The sequence below is a fragment of the Veronia pacifica genome (genome assembly GCF_001707825.1).
Taxonomy (GTDB): domain Bacteria; phylum Pseudomonadota; class Gammaproteobacteria; order Enterobacterales; family Vibrionaceae; genus Veronia; species Veronia pacifica.
Map to the genome: position 1 here is coordinate 131,565 of NZ_LYBM01000004.1, position 22,853 is coordinate 154,417.

Here is a 22,853-nt window from a genome sequence, read left to right on the forward strand (position 1 = left end):
ATAGTCTAAAAAAGGAACAGGATGTTGCTGCCACCCTCTCTCCTCACACTGGCAGAGAATGCCATCGAACACCTCAACGAACATCAGTCAGAACATCTGTCGCACTGGCAGGCAGAACAGCGAGAGCAGTTGACTGTCGCACTGGCTATGAGTGACTTTATTCAGGATTCAATCTCTGCCGATCATGACTTGCTGCCTTGGCTGCAGGCGCAGTTACCAGAGAACTTAAGACGGCAAGGGTACCGAACCCAACTTAAGGCATTGCTCGATGAGACCGACGATGAGGCTGTCTTTTTGCGCAGATTGCGCGAATATCGCCGTCGCGAAATGGTCTGGCTGGCATGGAAGGACATTCATGATGCAATAAGTCTGGATGAAAGCCTGCTTCACTTGTCTGAACTGGCAGAGGCCATGATCGTTGAGGCTTACCACTGGCTTTACAAGCATTGTTGTATTGAATGGGGAACCCCTTGTAATTCTGAAGGGGAAGCACAGCCGATGCTTGTGCTGGGAATGGGCAAACTGGGTGGCTCAGAGCTTAACTTCTCTTCCGATATCGACCTGATTTTTACCTATCCAGAAAACGGCGAAACAGTGGGTGCCCGTCGCTCGATTGCTAACGCACAGTTTTTTACCCGACTGGGGCAACGGCTGATCAAAGCGTTGGATCAGCACACGGTTGACGGTTTCTGTTATCGCGTCGACATGCGACTTCGCCCCTTTGGTGACAGTGGCCCTTTGGTAATGAGCTTCTCAGCAATGGAAGATTACTATCAGGAGCAGGGCCGTGACTGGGAACGCTACGCAATGATCAAAGCCCGGGTCATGGGCGATGAACAGGGCGGGGCGTATCAGGCATTACAGCAGATGTTGATGCCTTTCGTATTTCGACGCTACATAGATTTCAGTGCTATCCAGTCTCTGCGGCGGATGAAATCGATGATCCGCAGCGAGGTGCGCCGCCGTGGCCTGACAGATAACATCAAACTGGGGCCGGGGGGGATCCGTGAAATTGAATTTATTGCACAGTCCTTGCAGTTGGTCCGTGGTGGAAGAGAGCCGGGATTGCGTAAACGTGGATTGCCCGAAACACTGACAGAGATAGCAGAGCTTGGCTTATTACCGCAGCCTGAAGTCGACACGCTGAACAGTGCCTATCGGTTTTTACGCCGGGTGGAAAACCTGTTGCAGGCTCATGCGGATAAACAAACCCAGACGCTGCCGGACAATGAGCGGGATCAGCTGCGACTGGCGGTTGCGCTCAAGGAAAAAGACTGGCCTGATTTCTGCGCGACTCTTGAGGATCACATGGTCGCCGTCCATACCATTTTTGCAGGAATGATTGGCGATGATGATACGGAAGATGAACAGACTGTCGATGCGGTTTACCACGAGCTGTGGTCAGTGTCGCGCCATCATGATGAAGTGATCACAATCCTGAATGACATTGATGCTGCGCAGGCAGATTCGATTGCCGATGCGCTGGTGCATTTCAGAACCGAACTCAGCAAGCGAACATTGGGAACCCGTGGCCGGGAGGTGCTGAATCATCTGATGCCTGTCATTCTCAGCGAGATGCTCTCCCGCGAGGACGGTCATATCGTACTGCCAAGAATTGGCAGGCTGCTGCTGAGGATCGCAACCCGTACGACCTACCTTGAATTGCTGGACGAACATCCGGCGACAATCTCTCATTTGGTGAAGCTTTGTGCTGCCAGTCCTATGGTGGCTGAACAACTGGCAAATTATCCCGTGTTATTGGATGAGCTGCTTGATCCGCAACATCTCTATCACCCTACTCCCCCAGAGATGTATAAAACTGAGCTATTTGAATACCTTGCCCGTGTACCTGAAGAGGACATGGAGCAACAGATGGAAATGATCCGTCAGTTCAAACAGACACAGCTTCTTCGAATTGCTGCAGCAGACATTGCAGGAGTGCTGCCCCTGATGAGAGTCAGTGACCACCTGACATTCCTTGCTGAAGCCATCATTGAGGCGGTGGTGAATCAGGCTTGGTATCAGATGGTGGAAAAATATGGTCGTCCTACACATCTGGCGGGTCGAGAAGGCAAGGGCTTCTCTGTGATTGGCTACGGTAAGTTAGGTGGCCTTGAGCTGGGCTACGGCTCAGATCTCGATGTGGTATTCCTTCACGATTGCCCGGAGAATGTTTACACCGATGGCGCGAAAGAAATTGATGGTCGTCAGTTTTATCTCAGAATGGCTCAACGCATTGTTCACCTGTTCTCGACTCGAACAGCCTCTGGGGTTCTTTATGAAATTGATACCCGGCTGCGGCCCTCTGGTGCGTCAGGGATGCTGGTTTCAACCGTTGATTCGTTTCATGAATATCAACATCAGGAAGCCTGGACGTGGGAGCATCAGGCAATTGTCAGGGCGCGTCCTGTTTATGGCGACCAGCCAATGACTGAGGCGTTTCGCGTTGTCCGGGAGAGTGTGTTGTCACAACCGCGTGACCTTGAGCAACTCCGTGAACGTGTGATTGAGATGCGCATAAAGATGCGTGAACATCTCGGCAGCAAGAGTCAGGGAACATTTCACATCAAGCAAGATCCCGGTGGTATTACTGACGTTGAGTTTCTCACCCAGTATTTAGTGTTGGCCTATGCCCATCGAGACAGTGCACTGTTTCGGTGGAGTGATAACGTCCGGATCCTTGAGGACATGGCCCGGGCTGGTGTGCTTGAACAGGAACAGGCTGACAAACTGATTTCCGCTTATGTCACTTTACGTGATGAGATACACCGCCTGAACCTTCTGGATAAAAGCGTAGACGTTGATGACAGTCATTATTCCGACGAGCGTGCAGATGTAAAATCAGCATGGCAACAATGGTTGGACACTTGATGAAATGATAAAGGTGCGCATGCACCTTTATCCCTTATGATATCTACGACGTTCCTGAATTAATCGTATGCTGGCGGTTCGCCATCCGGGCGGCTCTTAAATCTCTTGTGGAGCCACATGTATTGTTCCGGTGCTTTCATGATTGAGCGTTCAATGGCTTTGTTAACCCGCTCTGCTGCAGCCTGTTCATCGCCGTATGGGAAGTCTTCCAGTTCGGGTTCGAGGGTCAGCGTATACCCTGTTCCCTCACTGTTACGAACCAGCGATAAGGGGATCACCCGACATTGACTGGCTCTGGCATACAGAGATGTGCCGGTGGTTGTGCAGGCTTTGTCGACAGCAAAAAATGGCGCCCAGGTATAACGGTGGCGGCCATAGTCATGGTCAGGTGCCAGCCAGACTACATCGCCTTTTTTCAGGCGGCGTATGGTTTGTTTCACATCCAGACGGTCGATCAGGCCGTTCTGGCGGGTTCGGCCAAGATACTGAAACCATTCAAAAACCGGATTAGTATTGGGGCGATAAATTCCATAGCCTTTGGTCAGTAAGCCAAAAGCCCGCGCAGTGATCTCAATGTTGTAGGAGTGAATCGCTATCAGCATGACGCCTCGACCGTCTTCCCTTATCGCGTCGAGTTTCTCAAACCCTTTGTAGGTGATATGTCTGCGTACTCTCCAGTCTGGCCAAAACCACGCAATACAGGTTTCAAATACCGCAAGGCCTGCGTGTTCAAAATTCTCTTTCAGCAGTTTTTCGCGTTCAGCAACTGATAAGTCAGGGAAACAGAGTTCGAGGTTCCGTTCTGCCACTTTTTTCCGGCTCTTGAGTATTTTCATCACCAGTAGCCCGAGTTTTCTGCCTAACATGCGTTGCAGGCGATAAGGCAGCCAGCTGACAAGATACATCAGCAGCACACCTAACCAGGTATGCAAATACCTTGGATGTAGAAAAGAGAGCGAAAACTTGGGTACGTCGAAGTTACTCATTTTTTGTGTATTGACCACCAGCAAAACAAAATAGGGGCGATATTGTAGTGTAAATTTTAGCGGCTGTCGCTTTGAAGCGCTTATGGTAATATCGCCTCCACTCACTGTTCCCTGGAGAAACAAATGAAACTGACTTTGCCAGACTACCAACAAGCAGATGTACTGGTTGTTGGTGATGTCATGTTGGATCGCTACTGGTATGGACCGACTGGGCGTATTTCGCCTGAGGCACCGGTTCCGGTGGTCAAAATTGATCATACCGAAGAGCGTCCGGGCGGAGCTGCAAACGTCGCACTGAACATTGCAGCGTTGGGTGGCCGTACAACACTGGTCGGTCTGACAGGGCAGGATGAACAGGCCAGAGCATTGTCAGATAAACTCAGCTCACTAAATGTGGACTGTGATTTTGTCGAACTGGAAGATTTCCCTACCATTACCAAACTGCGCATTTTGAGCCGTAACCAACAGTTGATTCGTCTCGACTTTGAGGAAGGGTTCCACAATGTTGATGTTGCGCCAATTCTTGCACGCATAGAGGCTGCGCTTCCTACAACAAAAGCGATGATCTTGTCTGATTATGCCAAAGGGGTACTGGAAAATATTCAGCCGATGATCCAAATGGCACGACGCGCAGGTGTCAGCATCTTGGTCGATCCCAAAGGTGCAGACTTTGAACGCTATCGCGGTGCGACGCTGTTGACGCCGAACATGAGTGAGTTTGAGGCCGTTGTCGGTAAAGTGCGTGATGAAGATGATCTGGTTGAGAAAGGTCTGTCTTTGATCCGTCAATATGAATTTGATGCGCTGCTGGTTACCCGCAGTGAGCACGGCATGACACTGCTGCGTGACGGTCAGCCACCTCTTAATCTGCCTACACTCGCCAAAGAAGTTTATGATGTTACAGGTGCTGGTGACACGGTGATCTCCGTGCTGGCAGCATCGTTGGCAGCAGGTAAATCTCTTGAGGAGTCCTGTGCACTGGCAAATGCGGCAGCCGGTGTGGTTGTTGGTAAGCTGGGTACCTCAACCCTGTCAACGATTGAACTGACAGAAGCGGTTCACGGTAGTCATCAATCTGGCTTTGGTGTTGTAACAGAACAGGCACTGATCGCTGCAGTCAGAATGGCGAAAGCGCGTGGCGAGAAGGTGGTGATGACCAATGGTTGTTTCGATATTCTCCATGCCGGGCACGTTGCTTACCTCAATGAGGCTGCAAAACTCGGTGACCGTCTGATTGTTGCCGTCAACACTGATGAGTCGGTAAAAATATTGAAAGGTCCCGGTCGCCCGGTCAATCCAACTGAACGCCGCATGGCGGTACTTGCTGGTTTGGGTGCAGTCTCTTGGGTGGTGCCTTTTAACGAGGAAACACCACAGCGTTTGATTAGCGAAGTACTACCGAGCCTGCTGGTGAAAGGCGGTGACTACGAGCCTGAGCAGATTGCGGGTGGTAAAGAGGTGATTGAAGCGGGGGGAGAGGTGAAAGTCCTTAATTTTGAGGATGGTTGCTCAACCACTGAAATTATTAACTCAATCCTGAGTGGCCACCAATAAATCTGACGCTCAAACGATAGTTGTTTGCACATCGTCGAGCAAAAAATAAGGCGCCTTTCAGCGCCTTATTTTTTTATCAATGAAACAAGGTTTATCCCTTGGTTAGCCCTGCATTGATGTCTTTAAGGTCGCCTTCATTTAGCTCCCCTATGACTTGCTTGAGCTGAAGTTGGTTCAAGATATAGCTATATCTGGCTTCAGATAGTCTTCGGTTGGCATCATAAAGACGCTGAGTGGCGTTCAACACATCAACAACGGTGCTGGTGCCCACTTCAAAACCGGCTTCTGTTGCTTCAAGTGCTGAGTTAGCCGATACCACGCTTTGCTCGTAAGCCTTTATCAGACCAATAGCCGCATTGATGTTGTTATACACCGCCCGGATATTTTTGATGGTCTCACGATAAGCCTGCTCGAGAAGCTGTGATGCAGCTATGTGGTTAGCTTTCTGAACTTCTACATTTGCAGATATGGCGCCACCCTGGTAGATGGGTACGACGAATTTGAGAGTTGCCGCGAGGTTTTTTTGTTTTTCTTTCGAAGCTGGAATTTCGATGTTAAGTATAGACCTTGGCTGTTTACTTAGGGTCTGCTGATATCCACCATCGAGTCGCAATGTTGGTAGGTGCCCTGCGGTTGCTGTCTCTATATCAAACTTCGCCAAATCTTTGCCGATACGCGCTGCCAGAATACCAACATTTCTCTCTGTTGCCGTTTTTACCAAAGCGGGAAGGCTGACTGTCGGCTTACTGGCTGAAAACTTAGCCGTATCTAATTTATCGAGATCCTTAAACTGAATGCCGGTGATCTCGTGAAGTACTTCAAGCTTGTTGATTACCTCATTTTCAGCCTGAATCTCTCGGGCCAAAACGGTATCGTAATCAGCCTGCGTTTCGTTAACGTCAGTAATGGCAGAAAGACCTACATCAAAGCGCTGCTTTACCTGTTCCAACTGACGGCTGATTGCTACTTTTTCAAGGCGAGAAAATTCCAGTGAATCCTGCGCTTTGAGTACGTCAAAGTAAGCCTGCGATGTTTTAAACATGGTTTTTTGCTGTTCAGCCTCGAATAAGACGTTCTGAAGCTGAACGCTCATTTCTGCTTTGTCCAGTCCTATCCAATTCTTGCGGTCGTAAATGCTTTGGGAGAACGCGACCTGAAAACCACTGGAATAGCCTTCACGTAATATCTTGCTTGCGCCACTGCGCTGGTGTGATGCCTCGAAGTTAAAGGAAGGAAGTAGCGCTGCGCGGGCTACACCGATTTGTGCGATGGCGGCATCTCGTTTCGCCTTCGCCTCCAACAGCTCTGGATCATTTGCTTTGGCTTGTTCAAAAACCTCGGCCAAATCTGTCGCAAGGACATTGAAACTGGCTGAGCCCAAAACAGAAGCGATAATAAGAGGGAGCAATTTTTTCATCACGGGTTCCGTCAGTGTATGAATATTGTAAGTTGTAGCCCTAGTCTACCGTCCGGCTTGCGACTTAGGAAATTCCATTTTTATGATGTAGCTCTTAGATTGCTGCGAAAACAGTCAAAAATCTAGAGTTGAATGGTTATATGCGCGCAGTTGAGTGAGAAAAGGTATCAATTTGCGTTGCAGCGGTGGAGCATGCATAGTTATTATTTGCGGTTTTTTATGTTTCTGTATGTTTCAACCCTCGGAGAGTGTGGTGGTAATGCACGACGATAACAAGCAGTTTGGAGTACAGGATATCGTTATGGAAAGTAACGATATTGTGTATAACGGCTATTTTAAAATGATAAAGTATGCATTCCGTCATCGTTTGTTTGCTGGTGGTTGGAGTGGCGAAGTCGTTCGTGAGCTATTTGAACGTGGTCACGCTGTTGCCTTGCTCCCTTATGACCCAGTAACTGACCAGGTTGTTCTCGTTGAGCAGGTAAGAATCGGTGCGATTGCAGCGGGCAGGTCGCCATGGCAGCTCGAGATTGTTGCAGGTGTTATCGACAAAGAGGGAGAGTCTCCAGAGCAGGTTGCTATCCGGGAGACACAGGAAGAGGCGGGTCTCGCTGTGACAAACTTACAGTCGATCACGCGTTTTTTACCCAGCCCTGGCGGATGTTCCGAGTGCATTGAAGTGTTTTACGGTGAAGTGAATGCTGATAACGCGACGGGCATCCATGGCGTACCGGATGAGAATGAGGATATCCTGGTTCATGTTGTACCAAGGGAGCAGGCTTATCAGTGGATTGCCGATGGAAAAATAGAAAATGCAGCGACAATTATTGCCTTGCAGTGGCTGCAACTCAACCTTGATAAGCTTCGTATAGGTAAGTAGGATTCAGTCGGCGAGGAAATTCCAGCCGACCTTTTGGCAACAGAGATATAAACATCTGCGCTCAGTGCTCTAGCCAATACTGATGCGCGACAATACGCCGTGTGAACGGCTTCTTTGATAATCAGACAGGAATCAGCATGATTGGACGAGGGTATCACGTAGATCTCAGTGCCTTGATGCGTGTTTATGAGACTAACTATGCCAAGTTGGTCCGACTTATACCACACAGCGATGATGTGGGAGATTCTTGCGTTTATGATATTCAGGGAAGTGAGTTTCAGATTGATATTTTAGAATCGACGCGATACACCACGCTGGTGGATATCTGGCAAAAAAGCAGCGCGCCTGAGTACATGCGTCCACGACTATCGGTACGGCTATACCACGATGCACGTGTTGCTGAAGTGTGTACCAGCCAGCAGATTTCACGTATTCAGCCGCGTTATGATTATCCGAACCCGCGCATGCACCAGAAAAATGAAAAGCATCAGGTAAATGCTTTCCTTTCCGATTGGTTAGCACATTGTCTGCGAAGCGGTATCGCAAAACACGACATCATTATTTAGTTAAGTTTTTTTACGTTTTTTTAGGATTTTCAGCATTTTGCGGACTTGTGAATCACTTGATGGCCAAGACGGCGTCGTCCGTCTGCTACAAATAACCGATACCCATCTGTTCTCTGATATTCACGGGAGTCTTCTGGGCGTCAATACGCTGGATAGCTTTAGAGCGGTGGTGGACAAAATCATTGCTGAAAACAGGTATTTCGACGCTGTGATTGCCACCGGGGATTTGTCACAGGATCACACTGCTGAATCTTATCGCCTGTTTGTTGAAGGTGTGGCAAAGTTTGATGTGCCCTGTTTCTGGCTGCCGGGCAACCACGATCACCAACCAGAAATGATCGATGTGCTTAACCAAAAACCTATGGTAAGAGCTGACCGGGTCATGCTTGGCGATCACTGGCAAATGATATTGTTAGACAGTCAGGTTGCTGGCGTGCCCTTCGGGGAGCTCTCTGAGTCAGAGCTCGCCAAATTAGTGTCGTTTATTGATGAGTATCCAGAGCGCCACACGCTGATTCTGTTGCATCATCACCCTCTACTCGCAGGCAGCGCATGGCTTGACCAACACAAACTCCGTAATCACGACGCTTTATGGCAGAAACTGGCTCCTAAGAAAAATGTAAGGGCAGTTGTCTGTGGCCATATCCATCAGTCGTTGGACAAAATGCATCAGGACGTAAGAGTGCTCGCTTCTCCATCAACCTGTATTCAGTTCAAGCCTAATTCTGATGACTTCGCTATCGATAACCTTAATCCCGGTTGGCAATGGCTGGAGTTGCTACCCGATGGGCAGCTAGTCAGCAAGGTTGAGCGATTGACGGGAATCGACTTTAAGCCCGATATGGGCTCATCGGGGTACTGAGATGCCATCTTTGCTGCTGTATATTCATGGCTTTAACAGTTCTCCACAATCTCTCAAAGCGCAACAAATATCGGCATGGTGTCAACAGCACCGACCCGATATCCGTATTGAAGTCCCACAGTTGGCCTGTTACCCCGAGCCAGCTGCCGAGCAGTTATCGTCGTTGATAGAAAGGTACAAATCGACGCATCGTATTGGGCTGGTCGGCAGTTCGTTGGGAGGATATCTAGCGACTTGGTTACATAACCTTCACGGTTTTTCTGCTGTAGTAGTAAATCCCGCTGCTAAACCGTATGATTTACTCGCTGATTATCTCGGACCGCAGCAAAATCCCTACACTGGGGAAAATTATTATCTAGAGTCAGTTCATATGGAACAACTCAGAGCTCTGGATTCCCCGGATATAAATCATCCCCCCGCAATATGGCTGTTACAACAGGAAGGCGATGAAGTACTGGATTACCGGGAAGCAGTCGAAAAATACCAAGATTGTCGCCAGTCAGTTGAGTGTGGCGGTGATCACAGCTTTGTGGGTTTTGAGCGTTATTGTGCGAACATAGTCCAATTCTTGGGACTATAAACCTCACTCACAGAATGTCTTCGCTAACTGTGTCATAACATATTAATGACACAGAAGCGCATTAGATCGATAAATACTAGTAAGCCAATCATTTATGACAGAGCAAGTTTATAACGCAGGTGCCATTGAGGTTCTTAATGGTCTTGAGCCTGTAAGACGACGCCCCGGCATGTACACAGACACTGCCCGTCCCAATCACTTGGGGCAGGAAGTCATCGATAACAGTGTCGATGAGGCACTGGCAGGCCACGCCCGCAAAGTGGAGGTTATCCTTCACACTGACCAGTCGCTGGAAGTGATTGATGACGGGCGGGGAATGCCCGTGGATATTCACCCGGAAGAGGGAGTTTCGGGCGTTGAGCTGATCCTGTGTAAGCTTCACGCCGGTGGTAAGTTCTCGAACAAAAACTACCAATTCAGTGGTGGTTTGCACGGTGTGGGTATTTCGGTCGTTAACGCCCTGTCAAAGCGCGTTGAGGTATCCGTTAAACGCGATGGTCAGGTTTACGAAATTGCATTCGAACATGGCGATAAGGTGCAGGACCTGACAGTTGTCGGGACATGTGGCCGTCGTGCAAAAGGCACCCGTGTTCACTTCTGGCCTGATGGCAGCTACTTTGATACACCAAAATTCTCTGTGTCTCGCCTGAAAAACAACCTGAAGGCGAAAGCGGTGCTTTGCCCCGGTCTTGAGATTGTCTTCACTGATAAAAATACCGACGAGACACTGACATGGTGTTATCAGGATGGCCTGAAAGATTATCTCGCTGAAGGTGTTAAGGGCTATGAGCTTCTACCTGCGGAGCCGTTTATCGGTGAGTTTACCGCGCCGCATGAAGCAGCGGACTGGGCGGTTATCTGGTTACCGGAAGGTGGCGAGTTGATCGCGGAAAGCTACGTTAACCTTATTCCGACATCTCAAGGCGGCACACACGTTAATGGTCTTCGTCAGGGACTGTTGGACGCGATGCGTGAGTTTTGTGAATTTCGCAACCTGCTGCCGCGCGGCGTAAAACTGACCGCAGATGATATCTGGGAGCGCTGTGCTTACGTGCTGTCGGTAAAAATGCAGGATCCTCAATTTGCCGGTCAGACCAAAGAGCGTCTGTCATCTCGTCAGTGTGCGGCCTTCGTCTCTGGTGTTGTAAAAGATTCCTTCAGTCTGTGGCTTAACGAAAGACCACAGCTTGCAGAACAACTTGCTGAAGTCTGCATTGCTAATGCCCATCGCAGAATGCGGGCGGCAAAAAAAGTTGTCCGTAAGAAAGTTGCCTCAGGTCCAGCACTGCCGGGCAAACTCACCGACTGCTCGATGCAGGACTTGTCCCGCACTGAATTGTTTCTAGTGGAAGGGGACTCGGCAGGTGGCTCGGCCAAACAGGCTCGGGACCGGGAATTTCAGGCGATCATGCCGCTCAGAGGTAAGATCCTTAATACATGGGAAGTCTCTGCGGATCAGGTACTGGCCTCTCAGGAAGTACATGATATCTCCGTGGCATTGGGAATTGATCCCGATAGTGAAGATCTCTCCGGTCTGCGCTATGGCAAGATCTGTATCCTCGCCGATGCGGATTCTGATGGTTTGCATATTGCTACCCTGCTTTGCGCACTGTTTACCCGTCACTTCCGCGCGCTGGTTAAATCGGGGCATGTTTATGTCGCGATGCCGCCGCTTTATCGCATCGACTGCGGTAAAGAAGTGTATTACGCACTCGATGACGAAGAGAAAGAGGGCGTACTGGAAAGACTAAGTAAGAAGCGTGCCAAAATTGACGTCCAACGCTTCAAAGGTCTGGGTGAGATGAATCCGCTGCAATTACGCGAGACCACCATGGATCCGAATACCCGCCGTCTGGTTCAGCTGACTATTGATGACAGCGAAGAGACCGATCGAATGATGGATATGCTGCTCGGCAAAAAGCGGGCGGAAGATCGTCGTGGCTGGTTGCAGGACAAAGGCGACATGGCCGACCTGACCGAGATTTAACTGAATTTGACTGACGGACGTTATCAATGAGTGATGTAACCTACGACGGTGTTGAACAGCTGCCTCTGCGCAAGTTTACTGAGGATGCTTACCTCAACTATTCAATGTACGTCATTATGGATCGTGCGCTGCCCTTTATCGGCGACGGTCTGAAACCCGTTCAGCGACGCATTATTTATGCGATGTCTGAGCTGGGCTTGTCGGCAACGGCAAAATATAAAAAATCTGCCCGTACCGTGGGCGATGTGCTGGGTAAGTATCACCCGCACGGTGATTCAGCCTGTTACGAGGCCATGGTACTCATGGCTCAGCCTTTCTCTTATCGCTATCCGTTGGTGGACGGCCAGGGGAACTGGGGTGCACCGGATGATCCGAAATCATTCGCTGCGATGCGTTATACCGAATCACGCTTGTCCCGTTTCTCCGAAGTCTTGCTGAGTGAGCTGGGGCAGGGAACGGCTGACTGGTCGCCAAACTTCGACGGCACGCTAAAAGAGCCTAAGTCTCTGCCTGCGCGTCTTCCACACATCCTGTTAAACGGTGTGACAGGTATTGCGGTAGGTATGGCGACAGATATTCCGCCTCACAATGCGCGCGAAGTAGCGAATGCTGCGGTCGCGATGATCGACAAGCCGTCGATGGATTTGGATGAGGTGATGGAGCACGTTAAGGGGCCTGATTATCCAACGGAAGCTGAGGTTATCACCCCGCTGACAGATCTGAAAAAGCTCTATCGTTCAGGCAAAGGCTCGATCAAGATGCGAGCAGTCTGGCACAAAGATAATGGCGACATTGTTATCACTGCCTTACCTCATCAGGTGTCTGGTGCCAAGTTGCTTGAGCAGATTGCTAACCAGATGCGCGCGAAAAAACTGCCGATGGTGGATGACCTGCGCGATGAGTCAGATCATGAAAACCCAACCCGTATTGTGATTGTTCCTCGCTCAAACCGTGTTGACAGCGAACAGTTGATGAATCATCTGTTTGCTTCGACAGACCTTGAGAAGAGCTACCGCGTTAACCTGAATATGATTGGTCTTGACGGGCGACCTCAGGTGAAAGGACTGACGACTGTCCTGTCTGAATGGTTGACGTATCGTCGAACGACAGTCAGACGCCGTCTGCAATACCGTCTCGATAAAGTATTGGCAAGGCTGCACATTCTTGAAGGCTTACTGGTCGCCTATCTCAACATTGATGAAGTGATTGAGATCATCCGGACAGAGGATGAGCCAAAAGCTGAGCTGATACGCCGCTTTGAACTCAGCGAAAAACAGGCTGATGCAATACTCGAAATCAAACTCCGCCAGTTAGCCAAACTGGAAGAGATTAAGATTCGTGGCGAACAGGAAGAGCTGAGCAAAGAGCGCGACAAGCTTGAAAAACTGCTGGGTTCTGAGCGCCGCATGAATACGTTGCTGAAAAAAGAAATTCTTGCTGATGCTGAGAAATACGGTGATGACAGACGATCACCACTGGTTGAGCGCGCAGAGGCCAAAGCCTTAACTGAGCGCGATCTGGTTCCGAGTGAGCCAATTACCGTTGTGCTGTCTGAAAAAGGTTGGATTCGCCACGCCAAAGGTCATGAGGTGGATGCCACCGGGCTGAATTACAAGTCCGGCGACAGCTATCTTGCTTATGCCAGAGGCAAGAGCAATCAGCCCGCGGTGTTCATTGGTACTGACGGCCGCAGCTATGCACTTGAATCCCATACTTTGCCTTCGGCAAGGAGTCAGGGAGAACCGATCACCGGAAGACTGAACATCTCTGCCGGCACTACAATCCGTTATGTACTCATGGGTGACAATCCTGAATTGATGCTGATGGGGTCTGATGCCGGATATGGATTTGTCTGTAAGCATGAAGACCTGTTGTCGAAAAACCGCAGCGGTAAAGCCATGCTGAATTTACCTGCACAAGCGGAGGTGATGCCTCCTGCCCGGGTAACAGACATTGAAACTGATGACATTATGGCTATTACTAATGAAGGCCGGATGCTGGTGTTCCCACTCAAAGAGCTGCCACAGTTGGCCAAAGGAAAGGGCAATAAAATCATCAACATCCCTGCCGCACGGGCAAAGGCGAGAGAAGAGTTGTTGTCTCAGTTGTATGTGGTCCCACAAGGGGCGACAGTCACCTTGTTCGCAGGTAAGCGTAAATTGTCACTGAAACCCGCGGATTTGGATAATTTCCGTGGCGAGAGAGGGCGGCGGGGCAGTATGTTACCCCGTGGACTTCAGCGGGTTACTGACGTTGAAATAGCGGCACCGCCCGTACCAGATGCCGATAGTTAACGCCAAGCGCGCTAAAAAATACCCTCCTTTTGGAGGGTATTTTGTTATTTGCCTATCGATTGTTGATGTCAGCGCATGTTGATATGCGTTTAATCTGAGCCGTTGGATAGATATTGCAATAAAAAATGTATTTTGGGTTCGATTACGTATATCATCTTTCTGCTTATTTTTAGCGCACACTTGTTCGCTTAAAGGAGAGATGAATGTTTTTTATACTACGACTGTTGGCCATTATTCTTTTTATTCTGGTCATATTTGTCTTCGGTTGTGGTTACTGCTTACTCAGCCCTCGTAATCCCAGAAACCTTTTTGTGATCGGCCATAAATTTGGTGCGCTCTATCGTCTCTTCGGGATTCGGCTACAGATAAGAAAGTCAGAAAAAATCGATGGAACCGGTCCTTGCGTCTACATCGCTAATCACCAGAACAACTGGGATTTGGTCACTGTTTCTAACGCACTTCAACGCGGCGCTGTGACGGTTGGCAAAAAGAGTCTGGTCTATGTGCCGTTCTTTGGACCACTATACTGGCTGACGGGTAATATTCTTATCGACCGTAAGAACAAAACCAAAGCGGTAGGCACAATAGGGCAGATCGTTGAAAAAATTAAAGAATGTGATCTTTCTATCTGGTTATTTCCAGAAGGCACCCGCTCACGGGGCCGTGGTTTACTACCCTTTAAAAAAGGCGCTTTTCATGCAGCGATCGCTGCGGGCGTGCCCATCGTACCAATTGTATGTAGCTCCACCAACAAGCTCAGTGTGAACAGGGGCAACAATGGTCATGTACTTGTAGAGTTGTTGGACCCCATCTCAGTCGAAGGCTATAACAAGGACAATGTCAACGAGCTGGTTGACCGCTGTTATAACCTGATGAAAGACAGGCTTGCTGAGCTGGATAAAGAAGTTGTGACTCTCAATGAAGGCGTTGGGGTGTTCGAAAAGCAGTAATTCTTTACTCTTTTTCACTGAAAGGATGCTGTGAAAAGCATCCTTTTTTTGTGTTTATGCCGTATCGATTTAGGTGCCAGACAGATGTTGGAATTGAAAAATCAGGTCGTACTTGTGACTGAAAACGGTGAGCCAACCGGGCTTGCCGAAAAAATGGAAGCTCATCGCGAAGGTTGGCTTCACCTCGCTTTTTCGATCATGGTTTTTCGCAATACCCCATCGGGCAGGGAGTACCTGCTTCAGCGTCGTGCCATGGACAAATATCACAGCGGTGGACTCTGGACCAACACCTGTTGTTCGCACCCGATGCAGAACGAATCATTCCAGACGGCCGCAGTAAGACGAATGATGGAAGAGCTGGGCGTGGCTGAGGAGCTGTCATACCGAATGGGAGATCGTTTTTGTTACCGAGCCGAGTTAGACAATAACTTAGTTGAACACGAGCTGGATCAGATCCTGATTGGTGAGTCTGCTGAGCTGGATGTCAGGCTCATACCGGAAGAAATTATGGATTACGGCTGGTGGCCTGAGTCGCGTATTGAACAATTGCTGGCTAACGCCCCTGAGACATTTACAGCCTGGTTCCCTGAAGTGTTCCTGCGTGTTAAACGCCAGCTCACTCGTGAGATGCTTGAGCAGGTAAGTTAAAACTCGTCCAATGGAATGCTTCACGATGAAAAAAAGCGGCATTGCCGCTTTTTTTATTTTCGATCAGCAATGTTGATTACTTACGAACTGCGATAGCTTCAATCTCAATACCCACATCTTTTGGCAGGCGGGCTACTTCAACGCATGAGCGTGCTGGGTAGTGCGCTACCTGGTGCTCGTCAAAGAATGTGCCGTACACTTCGTTGACGGTGCCGAAGTCGTTAAGGTCTTTGACAAATACTGTCATTTTCACAATGTCTTGTACTTTGAGGCCGGAAGCCTCAACTACCGCTTTAACGTTCTCCAGAGACTGACGGGCTTGTTCTGCGATGTCTGAAGAGACCTCACCGGTAGCAGGATTAACAGGGATTTGACCAGAGGTCATCACCATACCACCGAGATCAACGCCCTGAATATATGGGCCAATTGCTGCAGGCGCGTTATCAGTGTGCAGGACTTTAGTCATTTCGAATTCCTTCTGAAGTAGTGTGTTCTCTAAATGGATAAACAGGGGTAAGTCTGCATCGGCAGGACCAAGAGGTAAAGACTTTCAACTGATTAATGCCGCTGATTGCGGCATTAACAGAAACAGACTGGAAGGTGAGTAGCTGATGAGCACCGAAAGAGAGAGACAGTCCTTACTCATCGCTTTGGTGGGATCCTTCTGGATTGCCCCTCATCATCGTTTTCTTCTTCATTTGAGCCTGAGTACCTGATGCAAAAGTCAGGCGATGAAACAAGCGATTAATGGCTATCAGCGACGATTTCCCGAGAGAACACTTTCTCGCAGTACTTACACTTAAGCTGAATATCATCGACTTTGGTGATCACTCTGAAGCTGCTTTCCACTGCCTTTTCGTCATGAGTAATACAATTGGTATTCGGGCAATGAAACGCTGCGTTAATCGTATCCGGTAAACTAAGCGGCAATTTGGCAACTACCTCATAGCTTTCAATCTTATTCACTGTGGCCTGCGGCGCGAACAGTGCCAACTGATTGGCCTGTTCCTCACTGATAAACACATTTTCAATCTTAATTAAATCTTTGGCGCCCAGTGCCGATGACGGTAAATTCAAACCGATTGTCACTCTTTCATTAGAGTCATTCATTTTGAACAGACTGAGGACTTTAAAGCCGATATGCGCGGGAATATGGTCAATCACAGTACCGTTTTTGATTGCTTCTACCTGCAGTTTATTTTCTTTAGCCATGATGCTTTCCCGCATTAAAGTTGTTCGTTGATAACAAGTGCCAGTAAAGCCTGACGGGCATAGACGCCATTTTCTGCCTGCTGGAAGTAGTAAGCATAAGGCGTCTTGTCGACAGCGACCGTGATTTCATCAACCCGTGGCAGGGGATGGAGCACCTTAAGGTTATCTTTTGCGCCTTCAAGGCTTGGAGTGTCGAGAATGAAAGCCGCTTTGATATGGGCATACTCTGACTCGTCAAAACGCTCTTTCTGTACCCTCGTCATGTACAGAATATCGAGTTCTGGTACTACTTCATCAATACTGGTGTGCAGGCTGTAATGAATGCCTACTTCATCCAGTTCTTCCAGCAAGTAATCAGGCATTGCCAGTGCGTCCGGCGCAATAAAGTAGAATCGGTTGTTGTTGAATTTTGCCAGTGCCTGAGTAAGTGAGTGAACCGTGCGGCCATATTTGAGGTCGCCCACCATAGCGATATTCAAATTGTCCAAACGGCCCTGAGTCTCAGAAATACTGAACAGGTCGAGCAGAGTCTGGGTCGGATGTTGATTAGCGCCGTCTCCACCGTTAATCACTGGCACATTATTAGAGAACTCAGAAGCTAAGCGGGCTGCCCCCTCTTTGGGATGGCGCATCACAAAGGCGTCAACATAGGAGGAGATCACCTGTACTGAGTCAGATAATGTTTCCCCTTTTTTACCGGAAGAGGTATTTCCCGCGTCAGGGAAACCGATGACGGTACCACCGAGTCGCTGTATTGCCGTTTCAAACGATAGCCTAGTTCGGGTCGAGGCTTCAAAAAAGCAACTGGCCACAACCTTGTTCTTGAGCAGCGTTGGGTTGGGCTCTGCTTTCAGCTTTCCGGCTGTGCTGACAATCAACTCAAGTTCTTCGCGTGATAGCTCCGGGATGGAGATGATATGTTTATTGTACAGCGAGTTCGCCATAGTCCCTTTTCCCTCTTACTTTGCGGTTTATCTGGCTAAAAAAAAGCCCCCTGAATCAGGAGGCTTTTTTTGAAAATCCGGTGATAACAAAAACGACGACCATTGCCAGATATCGGCAAGTCTTAACCATGGTATGTAATGCTTGTTTTGGCATACTGGGTCACTTTTGTTACAAATTGCGGTGGATTATACGCCGTTAAACCGTCTATGCAAGCCTGCGTCTAACTGATTGAACGTTAACCCTCTTTACGACGATTATAACCCTAATTATTAAATGGTGAGAATAAAAACGCCCCCGTAAGGGAGCATCTTCTAACAATCAGGCATTAGTTCCGACCACATGGAACCCTGTTTTAGGCTAGTCACCAAGTGTTGCGACTAATACCGCTTTGATGGTGTGCATACGGTTTTCTGCTTCGTCAAACACGATAGAATAATCGGATTCAAAGACATCCTCGGTGACTTCTAACCCTTTTATCCCGTGCTTTTCGGCAATTTCAGCACCAATGGTAGTTTCATCATTATGAAACGCGGGCAGGCAATGCATAAATTTAACGTGAGGATTGCCTGTCGCCTCCATCACTGCCATGTTCACCTGATAAGGTATCATCATCGCAATGCGCTCATCCCATACCTCTTTGGATTCACCCATGGACACCCAAACGTCGGTGTAAATGAAATCGCATCCTTTCACGCCTTCTGTGACATTCTCTGTAAGAGTAATTTTTGCGCCGGTTTTTTTGGCAATCGCCTGACACTGTTCAACGAGCGAGGCATCCGGCCATAATGCCTGTGGAGCGACCAGCCGGAGATCCATTCCCATTTTTGCTGCACCAACCATCAGGGAATTTCCCATGTTGTTTCTTGCATCGCCAAGGTAAGCAAAGGCGATTTCATGTAACGGCTTCCCTCTGCCGTGCTCTTGCATGGTGAGAAAGTCTGCCAGAATCTGGGTAGGATGAAACTCGTTGGTTAAACCATTCCAGACAGGTACCCCGGCGTGAGCACCCAATTCCTCGACGATGTCCTGACCAAAGCCGCGATACTCAATGCCGTCATACATGCGACCGAGAACCCGCGCAGTGTCTTTCATCGATTCTTTGTGTCCTATCTGCGACCCGGATGGACCAATGTACGAAACCTGTGCTCCCTGATCAAAAGCAGCCACTTCAAATGCACAGCGGGTTCGGGTCGAGGCTTTTTCAAAGATCAACGCGATGTTTTTGCCATTCAGACGTCGTTGCTCGTATCCGCCGTATTTTGCCTTTTTTAGATCGGCCGCCAGTGACAGCAGATGGGCAATCTCGCTAGGGGTGTAATCGAGCAGTTTCAGAAAATTCCTGTTTCTAAGGTTAAATGCCATGTCATTGCTCCTTTCAGACGTCTGTTGCACACTCTGCGTCAGCTTATTGAACTGGCGTGCTTAGAATTCTTATCCATAAAATTTGAATAATTATTAATAATAGGTGAGATGATATTCGGTGATGACGCAGTTTTCAAGAAGGTTTTCTAATTAAACATTCATAATTAGACAGACTTATTACGCCACAAATTGTTATTCATCCAGAACATGGCACTGATAGTGAGTCGCGACAAGGAGGTTTACAGAAAGCGGTGGCAGATAAGGTAGGGAGGAGATCAATGTTTCTTTTGCTTCGATATGAGGGCCGCTATAAATCAAGCGGCCCAAAGCGATAAATATGATTAGATATCGTCTCTTTCCAGAGGACAACTCATACAGCGAGCGCCACCTCGTCCACGGCCAAGTTGGTCGCCAGGGATAGGTAACACAGTAATACCGGCTTTATCGTACTTCTCATTGGTGTAGTGGTTGCCTTCATAGCCTATGACTACGCCCGGACGCACTGTCAGAACGTTGTTAGCATCGTTCCATTGTTCCCGCTCAGCTTCGAAGCTGTCGCCGCCGGTCGTAATGATTTGCAGCTGAGGGATCCCCAGCGCTTTTTCTACTGCAGACAGATAATTGCTATTTTGACTCACTTTCACCTGTCCGTCGCCCTTGTCAGTCAGGCTCCAGCACTGCATTGACGTGTTAATGACTTCGGGATAGACAGAGAAGGTATCTTTGTCCACATGGGTCATAACGGTATCGAGATGCATGTAAGAGCGGTTCTTAGGCAAGTCCAATACAATCACTTCTTTGGCTTGCTTGTGCTCAAACAGGCCGCGCGCCAATGCCTCAACACCCTGCGGCGTGGTGCGCTCCGACATGCCAATCAGTACGGTCTGGTTACCAATAACCAGTACATCACCGCCTTCAACCATGGCGTTGTCATAGTCGCAGACTTCTGCGCCAAGATAAGTCACGAAGTCGCCCTGAGCAAAATCTGGATGCCAGCGGTAAATGGCTCTCAAGTGGTTGGTTTCCCGTTGTCTGGCTAGCTTTGCCATTGGATTGAGGGATACGCCACCGTAAACCCAGCAGGATGTATCTCGGGTAAATAGGTGATTAGGCAGAGGTTCGATAATGAAATCGGTTTTCTGATGAACCGACTGCATAATAGATTGAGAGGTGATATGGAAATCAATATAGCTCAAACCGCCAAGCAGTATTTCGGCCAGTTCATTGTGGTTAAGCTCATTGAGATAATGGCGAACATCGCTGGCAAACTGGTGACCAAGGCGATAGGGACTGACCTGTGTATCAAGCAGCCAAGCTTTGGCTTCCGGTACGGCCAGGGTTTCAACCAACAGGTCGTGAAGCAGTAATACTTCCACGCCCTGTTCTGTTAGGGTCTGTGCAAAAACATCGTGTTCTTTGCCTGCTCGCTCAACAGCCAGCACATCATCAAACAGGAGCTCCTGAAAGTTTGATGGCGTCAAGTGATTCAGGGCTCTCTCTGGGCGGTGTAACATTACCCGTTTGAGCTGGCCCACTTCTGAACCCACGTAAAATCGACTCATATCAATTCTCTCTCGCGATATAAATTCTCTCAGGCCAGTCTTTGTGCGACATAATTTTGTCTCGCATTTAAGAGTGAGACAAAATTTAATGCCATATCACAACAGTAGGCGTGAAAACTCGGCGTGACAAAGTGAATGGAATTCGGCAGGTGAGCAATTTTAGCGAAATTGTGCCTGAATATGCGTAAATCCATTTATCACGTAATTAAGCTTTATTCACTTTGGCTGACTAGCGTTCCCGCTAACATCAAGATATATATACAAAGTGAATAAGTACTTCCATTTAGTGTTGCTTATCTATGCTTATAAGCTGCAAAACTTAATCTTATCAACTTAATGACAATGTGCGCAAAATGATTTTTAATTCAAAATCAATAACTTGTGGTTTTTCTATGCGTGCACAGATAATGGCAAGGTTCGCAGGCAAGGTCAAATCTTGTTGTTTGTCAGGGTTGTCTGTAAGACTGGCAACAGAGACTGCTGAGTACCGCTGGTCAGGTTGAAAACCGTAAATTTGCCATAGCCAAACCGTGTAATTAATGAGATATTGCGCCGGATTAATGAATAACGCTGGAGTATCCCGATGAGCACCGCCGAACTAATTGAAGAACAGAAAGCCGAAACCCGCGAGATCATCGAGGCACTGCTGGCCGATGGCAGTGATCCGGATGCGCTTTATACCGTTGAGCACCATCTTTCTGCAGACCGCTTTGAGCAGCTCGAAGGCGCCGCTGTTGAGGCATTTAAACTGGGCTTCGATGTGTCGGAAGCAGAAGAGCTTGAGCTGGATGACGGCAGCAAAGTGATTTGTTTCGATGCCGTAATGGACAGTGCTCTGGATGCTGACCGTATTGATGAGCAGGTTGAGCAACTTGTCGCGTTGGCAGAAAAACACAACATTGATTATGACGGTTGGGGTACCTACTTTGAATCCGAAGGGGATGAAGAAGGTGACGACGCCGAGAGTGATGCTGAATAAGCACTCTCATCTTGCGAGATAAAGCCAGCGATCACGCTGGCTTTTTTGTCTGTTCAGCGCAGCATTTTTCTCATCGTCACGAAATCTACCTGTTGTCGGTCGGTGTCTGCATGTTCAACGGAGTGAAAACCAAGTGTTTGAAATAACGCGATAGCACCAGTCTGGTCTGTTGCTACGACTACCTCACAATAGTTGAACCCGTGTTTCCGCGCGCATTTAAGAGCCCTGACTGCGAGTAGACGGCCAAAGCCTTTCCCACGTAGTGATTTGGTCAGGTAAAGATTGTGTAGCTGCGCGCCAGTTGCATCTTCCTCAATCGGCCGGATACCGCCACCACCAAACAATTTGCCCTGTTTTACGATCACCCAGTAGGCACTTTGCGGTGATACTGGGTTAAGCTGTAAATCCGTTTGAGTACTTGCCGCATCTTTCTTTTGTTCTGTCAGACACCTAGCGATAATGGTGGCCATAGCCGCATGGTCAGCAGGTTCGAAGTCCCTTACCGTATAAGGCTTTTGGGCTTCGGTCATTTCCATCGCACGGTTATAACGAAACAGCGACAAAGAAAGCTGTTCAATTTCGTCATTATCTAACTGCGCCAGATAGTGATCGATTTCTTCGTTGATTTGAAGGTGATGAGAGCCTAGACGTTGTTTTCCTTGTTCAGTCAGTTTGTATAAAGGCTGGTTATTATCGGGACTCACTTCATAGCTAACATTGCCATTGTTTTGCAGAATTGCCAGAGTGCGTGAAGCATTTGCGGTATCAATATTCAGCGTTCTTGCCAGTGTATCCGCCGCCATTTCGCAGTGCTCAAGCTCGATCATCGCATGGCATTGAACGGTTGTCAGTCCTGCATTCCCGTAGATATTGTCCAGCAGTCCCCTGTGACGTAATAACTGTCTGACCAAACCCCGAATTTCTCTGGCTCCTGTCGCCATTGTCGACCTTTTCCTTATTGCAGACTTTGGTCTTCACCACAGTCAGTATTCTGATTTGTTTTTATTATACCTGAGCCGTTTCAATATGCAGGCTTGAGAGGAGGTTGGTATTAGTCCAACCTGCTAATGTTTTTTGAGACCTTTCCTGATGGTTAATATGAAAAAGGTGAAAAAGGTGTATAGGAAATTCAACAAAGATGGCAGTTTTTGGCAGCACTCGCATTATGGATAGATGGAGTAAGAATTAACCCGCAAAT

General features: G+C 48.5%; 19 protein-coding genes. 11 read left to right on the forward strand and 8 right to left on the reverse strand.

Going from position 1 to position 22,853, the window contains the following annotated elements; translation table 11 throughout:
* Positions 1-21 precede the first annotated feature (21 nt).
* Positions 22-2,871, forward strand: coding sequence for a bifunctional [glutamate--ammonia ligase]-adenylyl-L-tyrosine phosphorylase/[glutamate--ammonia-ligase] adenylyltransferase (gene glnE, locus A8L45_RS04265; protein ID WP_068899571.1), 2,850 nt, complete (start codon positions 22-24; stop codon positions 2,869-2,871).
* Positions 2,872-2,930: 59 nt separating this feature from the next.
* Here the strand turns inward: glnE and lpxL are convergent, their stop codons facing one another.
* Positions 2,931-3,857: an LpxL/LpxP family Kdo(2)-lipid IV(A) lauroyl/palmitoleoyl acyltransferase gene (gene lpxL, locus A8L45_RS04270; protein ID WP_068899643.1), complete on the reverse strand. Its 927-nt coding sequence runs from the start codon at positions 3,855-3,857 to the stop codon at positions 2,931-2,933.
* A gap of 123 nt (positions 3,858-3,980) precedes the next feature.
* Between lpxL and hldE the strand changes: the two genes are divergently transcribed.
* Positions 3,981-5,411: a bifunctional D-glycero-beta-D-manno-heptose-7-phosphate kinase/D-glycero-beta-D-manno-heptose 1-phosphate adenylyltransferase HldE gene (hldE, locus tag A8L45_RS04275; protein ID WP_068899572.1), complete on the forward strand. Its 1,431-nt coding sequence runs from the start codon at positions 3,981-3,983 to the stop codon at positions 5,409-5,411.
* 91 nt (positions 5,412-5,502) lie between these two features.
* On the opposite strand, the gene tolC is transcribed toward hldE, so the two are convergent.
* Positions 5,503-6,828, reverse strand: coding sequence for an outer membrane channel protein TolC (tolC, locus tag A8L45_RS04280; protein ID WP_068899574.1), 1,326 nt, complete (start codon positions 6,826-6,828; stop codon positions 5,503-5,505).
* Positions 6,829-7,087: 259 nt separating this feature from the next.
* Between tolC and nudF the strand changes: the two genes are divergently transcribed.
* The 8 genes from nudF (at position 7,088) to idi (ending at position 15,595) form a co-directional block, all read left to right on the forward strand.
* The gene (nudF, locus tag A8L45_RS04285) at positions 7,088-7,708 is read left to right on the forward strand and encodes an ADP-ribose diphosphatase (RefSeq protein ID WP_068899575.1); all 621 of its coding nucleotides are present in this window, start codon (positions 7,088-7,090) and stop codon (positions 7,706-7,708) included.
* A 137-nt stretch (positions 7,709-7,845) separates the two neighbouring features.
* Positions 7,846-8,274 carry a DUF1249 family protein gene (locus tag A8L45_RS04290; RefSeq protein ID WP_068899577.1) on the forward strand — a complete coding sequence of 143 codons (429 nt, stop codon included), beginning with the start codon at positions 7,846-7,848 and terminating at the stop codon, positions 8,272-8,274.
* A 37-nt stretch (positions 8,275-8,311) separates the two neighbouring features.
* Positions 8,312-9,136, forward strand: coding sequence for a 3',5'-cyclic-AMP phosphodiesterase (cpdA, locus tag A8L45_RS04295; RefSeq protein WP_068899579.1), 825 nt, complete (start codon positions 8,312-8,314; stop codon positions 9,134-9,136).
* A 1-nt stretch (position 9,137) separates the two neighbouring features.
* On the forward strand, positions 9,138-9,716 hold the full coding sequence (gene yqiA / locus A8L45_RS04300) for an esterase YqiA (protein ID WP_068899581.1): 579 nt from the start codon (positions 9,138-9,140) through the stop codon (positions 9,714-9,716).
* 94 nt (positions 9,717-9,810) lie between these two features.
* On the forward strand, positions 9,811-11,703 hold the full coding sequence (parE, locus tag A8L45_RS04305) for a DNA topoisomerase IV subunit B (protein ID WP_068899583.1): 1,893 nt from the start codon (positions 9,811-9,813) through the stop codon (positions 11,701-11,703).
* 26 nt (positions 11,704-11,729) lie between these two features.
* Positions 11,730-13,997, forward strand: coding sequence for a DNA topoisomerase IV subunit A (gene parC / locus A8L45_RS04310; RefSeq protein ID WP_083228196.1), 2,268 nt, complete (start codon positions 11,730-11,732; stop codon positions 13,995-13,997).
* A 203-nt stretch (positions 13,998-14,200) separates the two neighbouring features.
* Positions 14,201-14,947 (forward strand): 1-acylglycerol-3-phosphate O-acyltransferase, encoded by a 747-nt coding sequence (locus tag A8L45_RS04315; RefSeq protein WP_068899584.1) that lies wholly within the window; start codon positions 14,201-14,203, stop codon positions 14,945-14,947.
* An 84-nt stretch (positions 14,948-15,031) separates the two neighbouring features.
* A complete protein-coding gene (gene idi / locus A8L45_RS04320) occupies positions 15,032-15,595 on the forward strand; it encodes an isopentenyl-diphosphate Delta-isomerase (RefSeq protein ID WP_068899585.1) in 564 nt (187 codons plus the stop codon).
* 76 nt (positions 15,596-15,671) lie between these two features.
* On the opposite strand, the gene A8L45_RS04325 is transcribed toward idi, so the two are convergent.
* The 5 genes from A8L45_RS04325 to arcA form a co-directional block, all read right to left on the reverse strand.
* The gene (locus tag A8L45_RS04325; protein ID WP_068899586.1) at positions 15,672-16,061 is read right to left on the reverse strand and encodes a RidA family protein; all 390 of its coding nucleotides are present in this window, start codon (positions 16,059-16,061) and stop codon (positions 15,672-15,674) included.
* Between the two features lie 278 nt (positions 16,062-16,339).
* Positions 16,340-16,807, reverse strand: a complete 468-nt coding sequence (pyrI, locus tag A8L45_RS04330) for an aspartate carbamoyltransferase regulatory subunit (protein ID WP_068899588.1) — start codon at positions 16,805-16,807, stop codon at positions 16,340-16,342.
* A gap of 14 nt (positions 16,808-16,821) precedes the next feature.
* The gene (pyrB, locus tag A8L45_RS04335) at positions 16,822-17,751 is read right to left on the reverse strand and encodes an aspartate carbamoyltransferase (RefSeq protein ID WP_068899590.1); all 930 of its coding nucleotides are present in this window, start codon (positions 17,749-17,751) and stop codon (positions 16,822-16,824) included.
* Positions 17,752-18,109: 358 nt separating this feature from the next.
* On the reverse strand, positions 18,110-19,114 hold the full coding sequence (argF, locus tag A8L45_RS04340; RefSeq protein ID WP_068899592.1) for an ornithine carbamoyltransferase: 1,005 nt from the start codon (positions 19,112-19,114) through the stop codon (positions 18,110-18,112).
* A gap of 341 nt (positions 19,115-19,455) precedes the next feature.
* The gene (gene arcA, locus A8L45_RS04345; protein WP_068899594.1) at positions 19,456-20,676 is read right to left on the reverse strand and encodes an arginine deiminase; all 1,221 of its coding nucleotides are present in this window, start codon (positions 20,674-20,676) and stop codon (positions 19,456-19,458) included.
* A 583-nt stretch (positions 20,677-21,259) separates the two neighbouring features.
* On the opposite strand from arcA, the gene rraB reads away from it, so the two are divergent.
* The gene (gene rraB, locus A8L45_RS04350; RefSeq protein WP_068899596.1) at positions 21,260-21,655 is read left to right on the forward strand and encodes a ribonuclease E inhibitor RraB; all 396 of its coding nucleotides are present in this window, start codon (positions 21,260-21,262) and stop codon (positions 21,653-21,655) included.
* A 53-nt stretch (positions 21,656-21,708) separates the two neighbouring features.
* On the opposite strand, the gene A8L45_RS04355 is transcribed toward rraB, so the two are convergent.
* Positions 21,709-22,596, reverse strand: a complete 888-nt coding sequence (locus A8L45_RS04355) for a helix-turn-helix domain-containing GNAT family N-acetyltransferase (protein ID WP_068899598.1) — start codon at positions 22,594-22,596, stop codon at positions 21,709-21,711.
* Positions 22,597-22,853 lie beyond the last annotated feature (257 nt).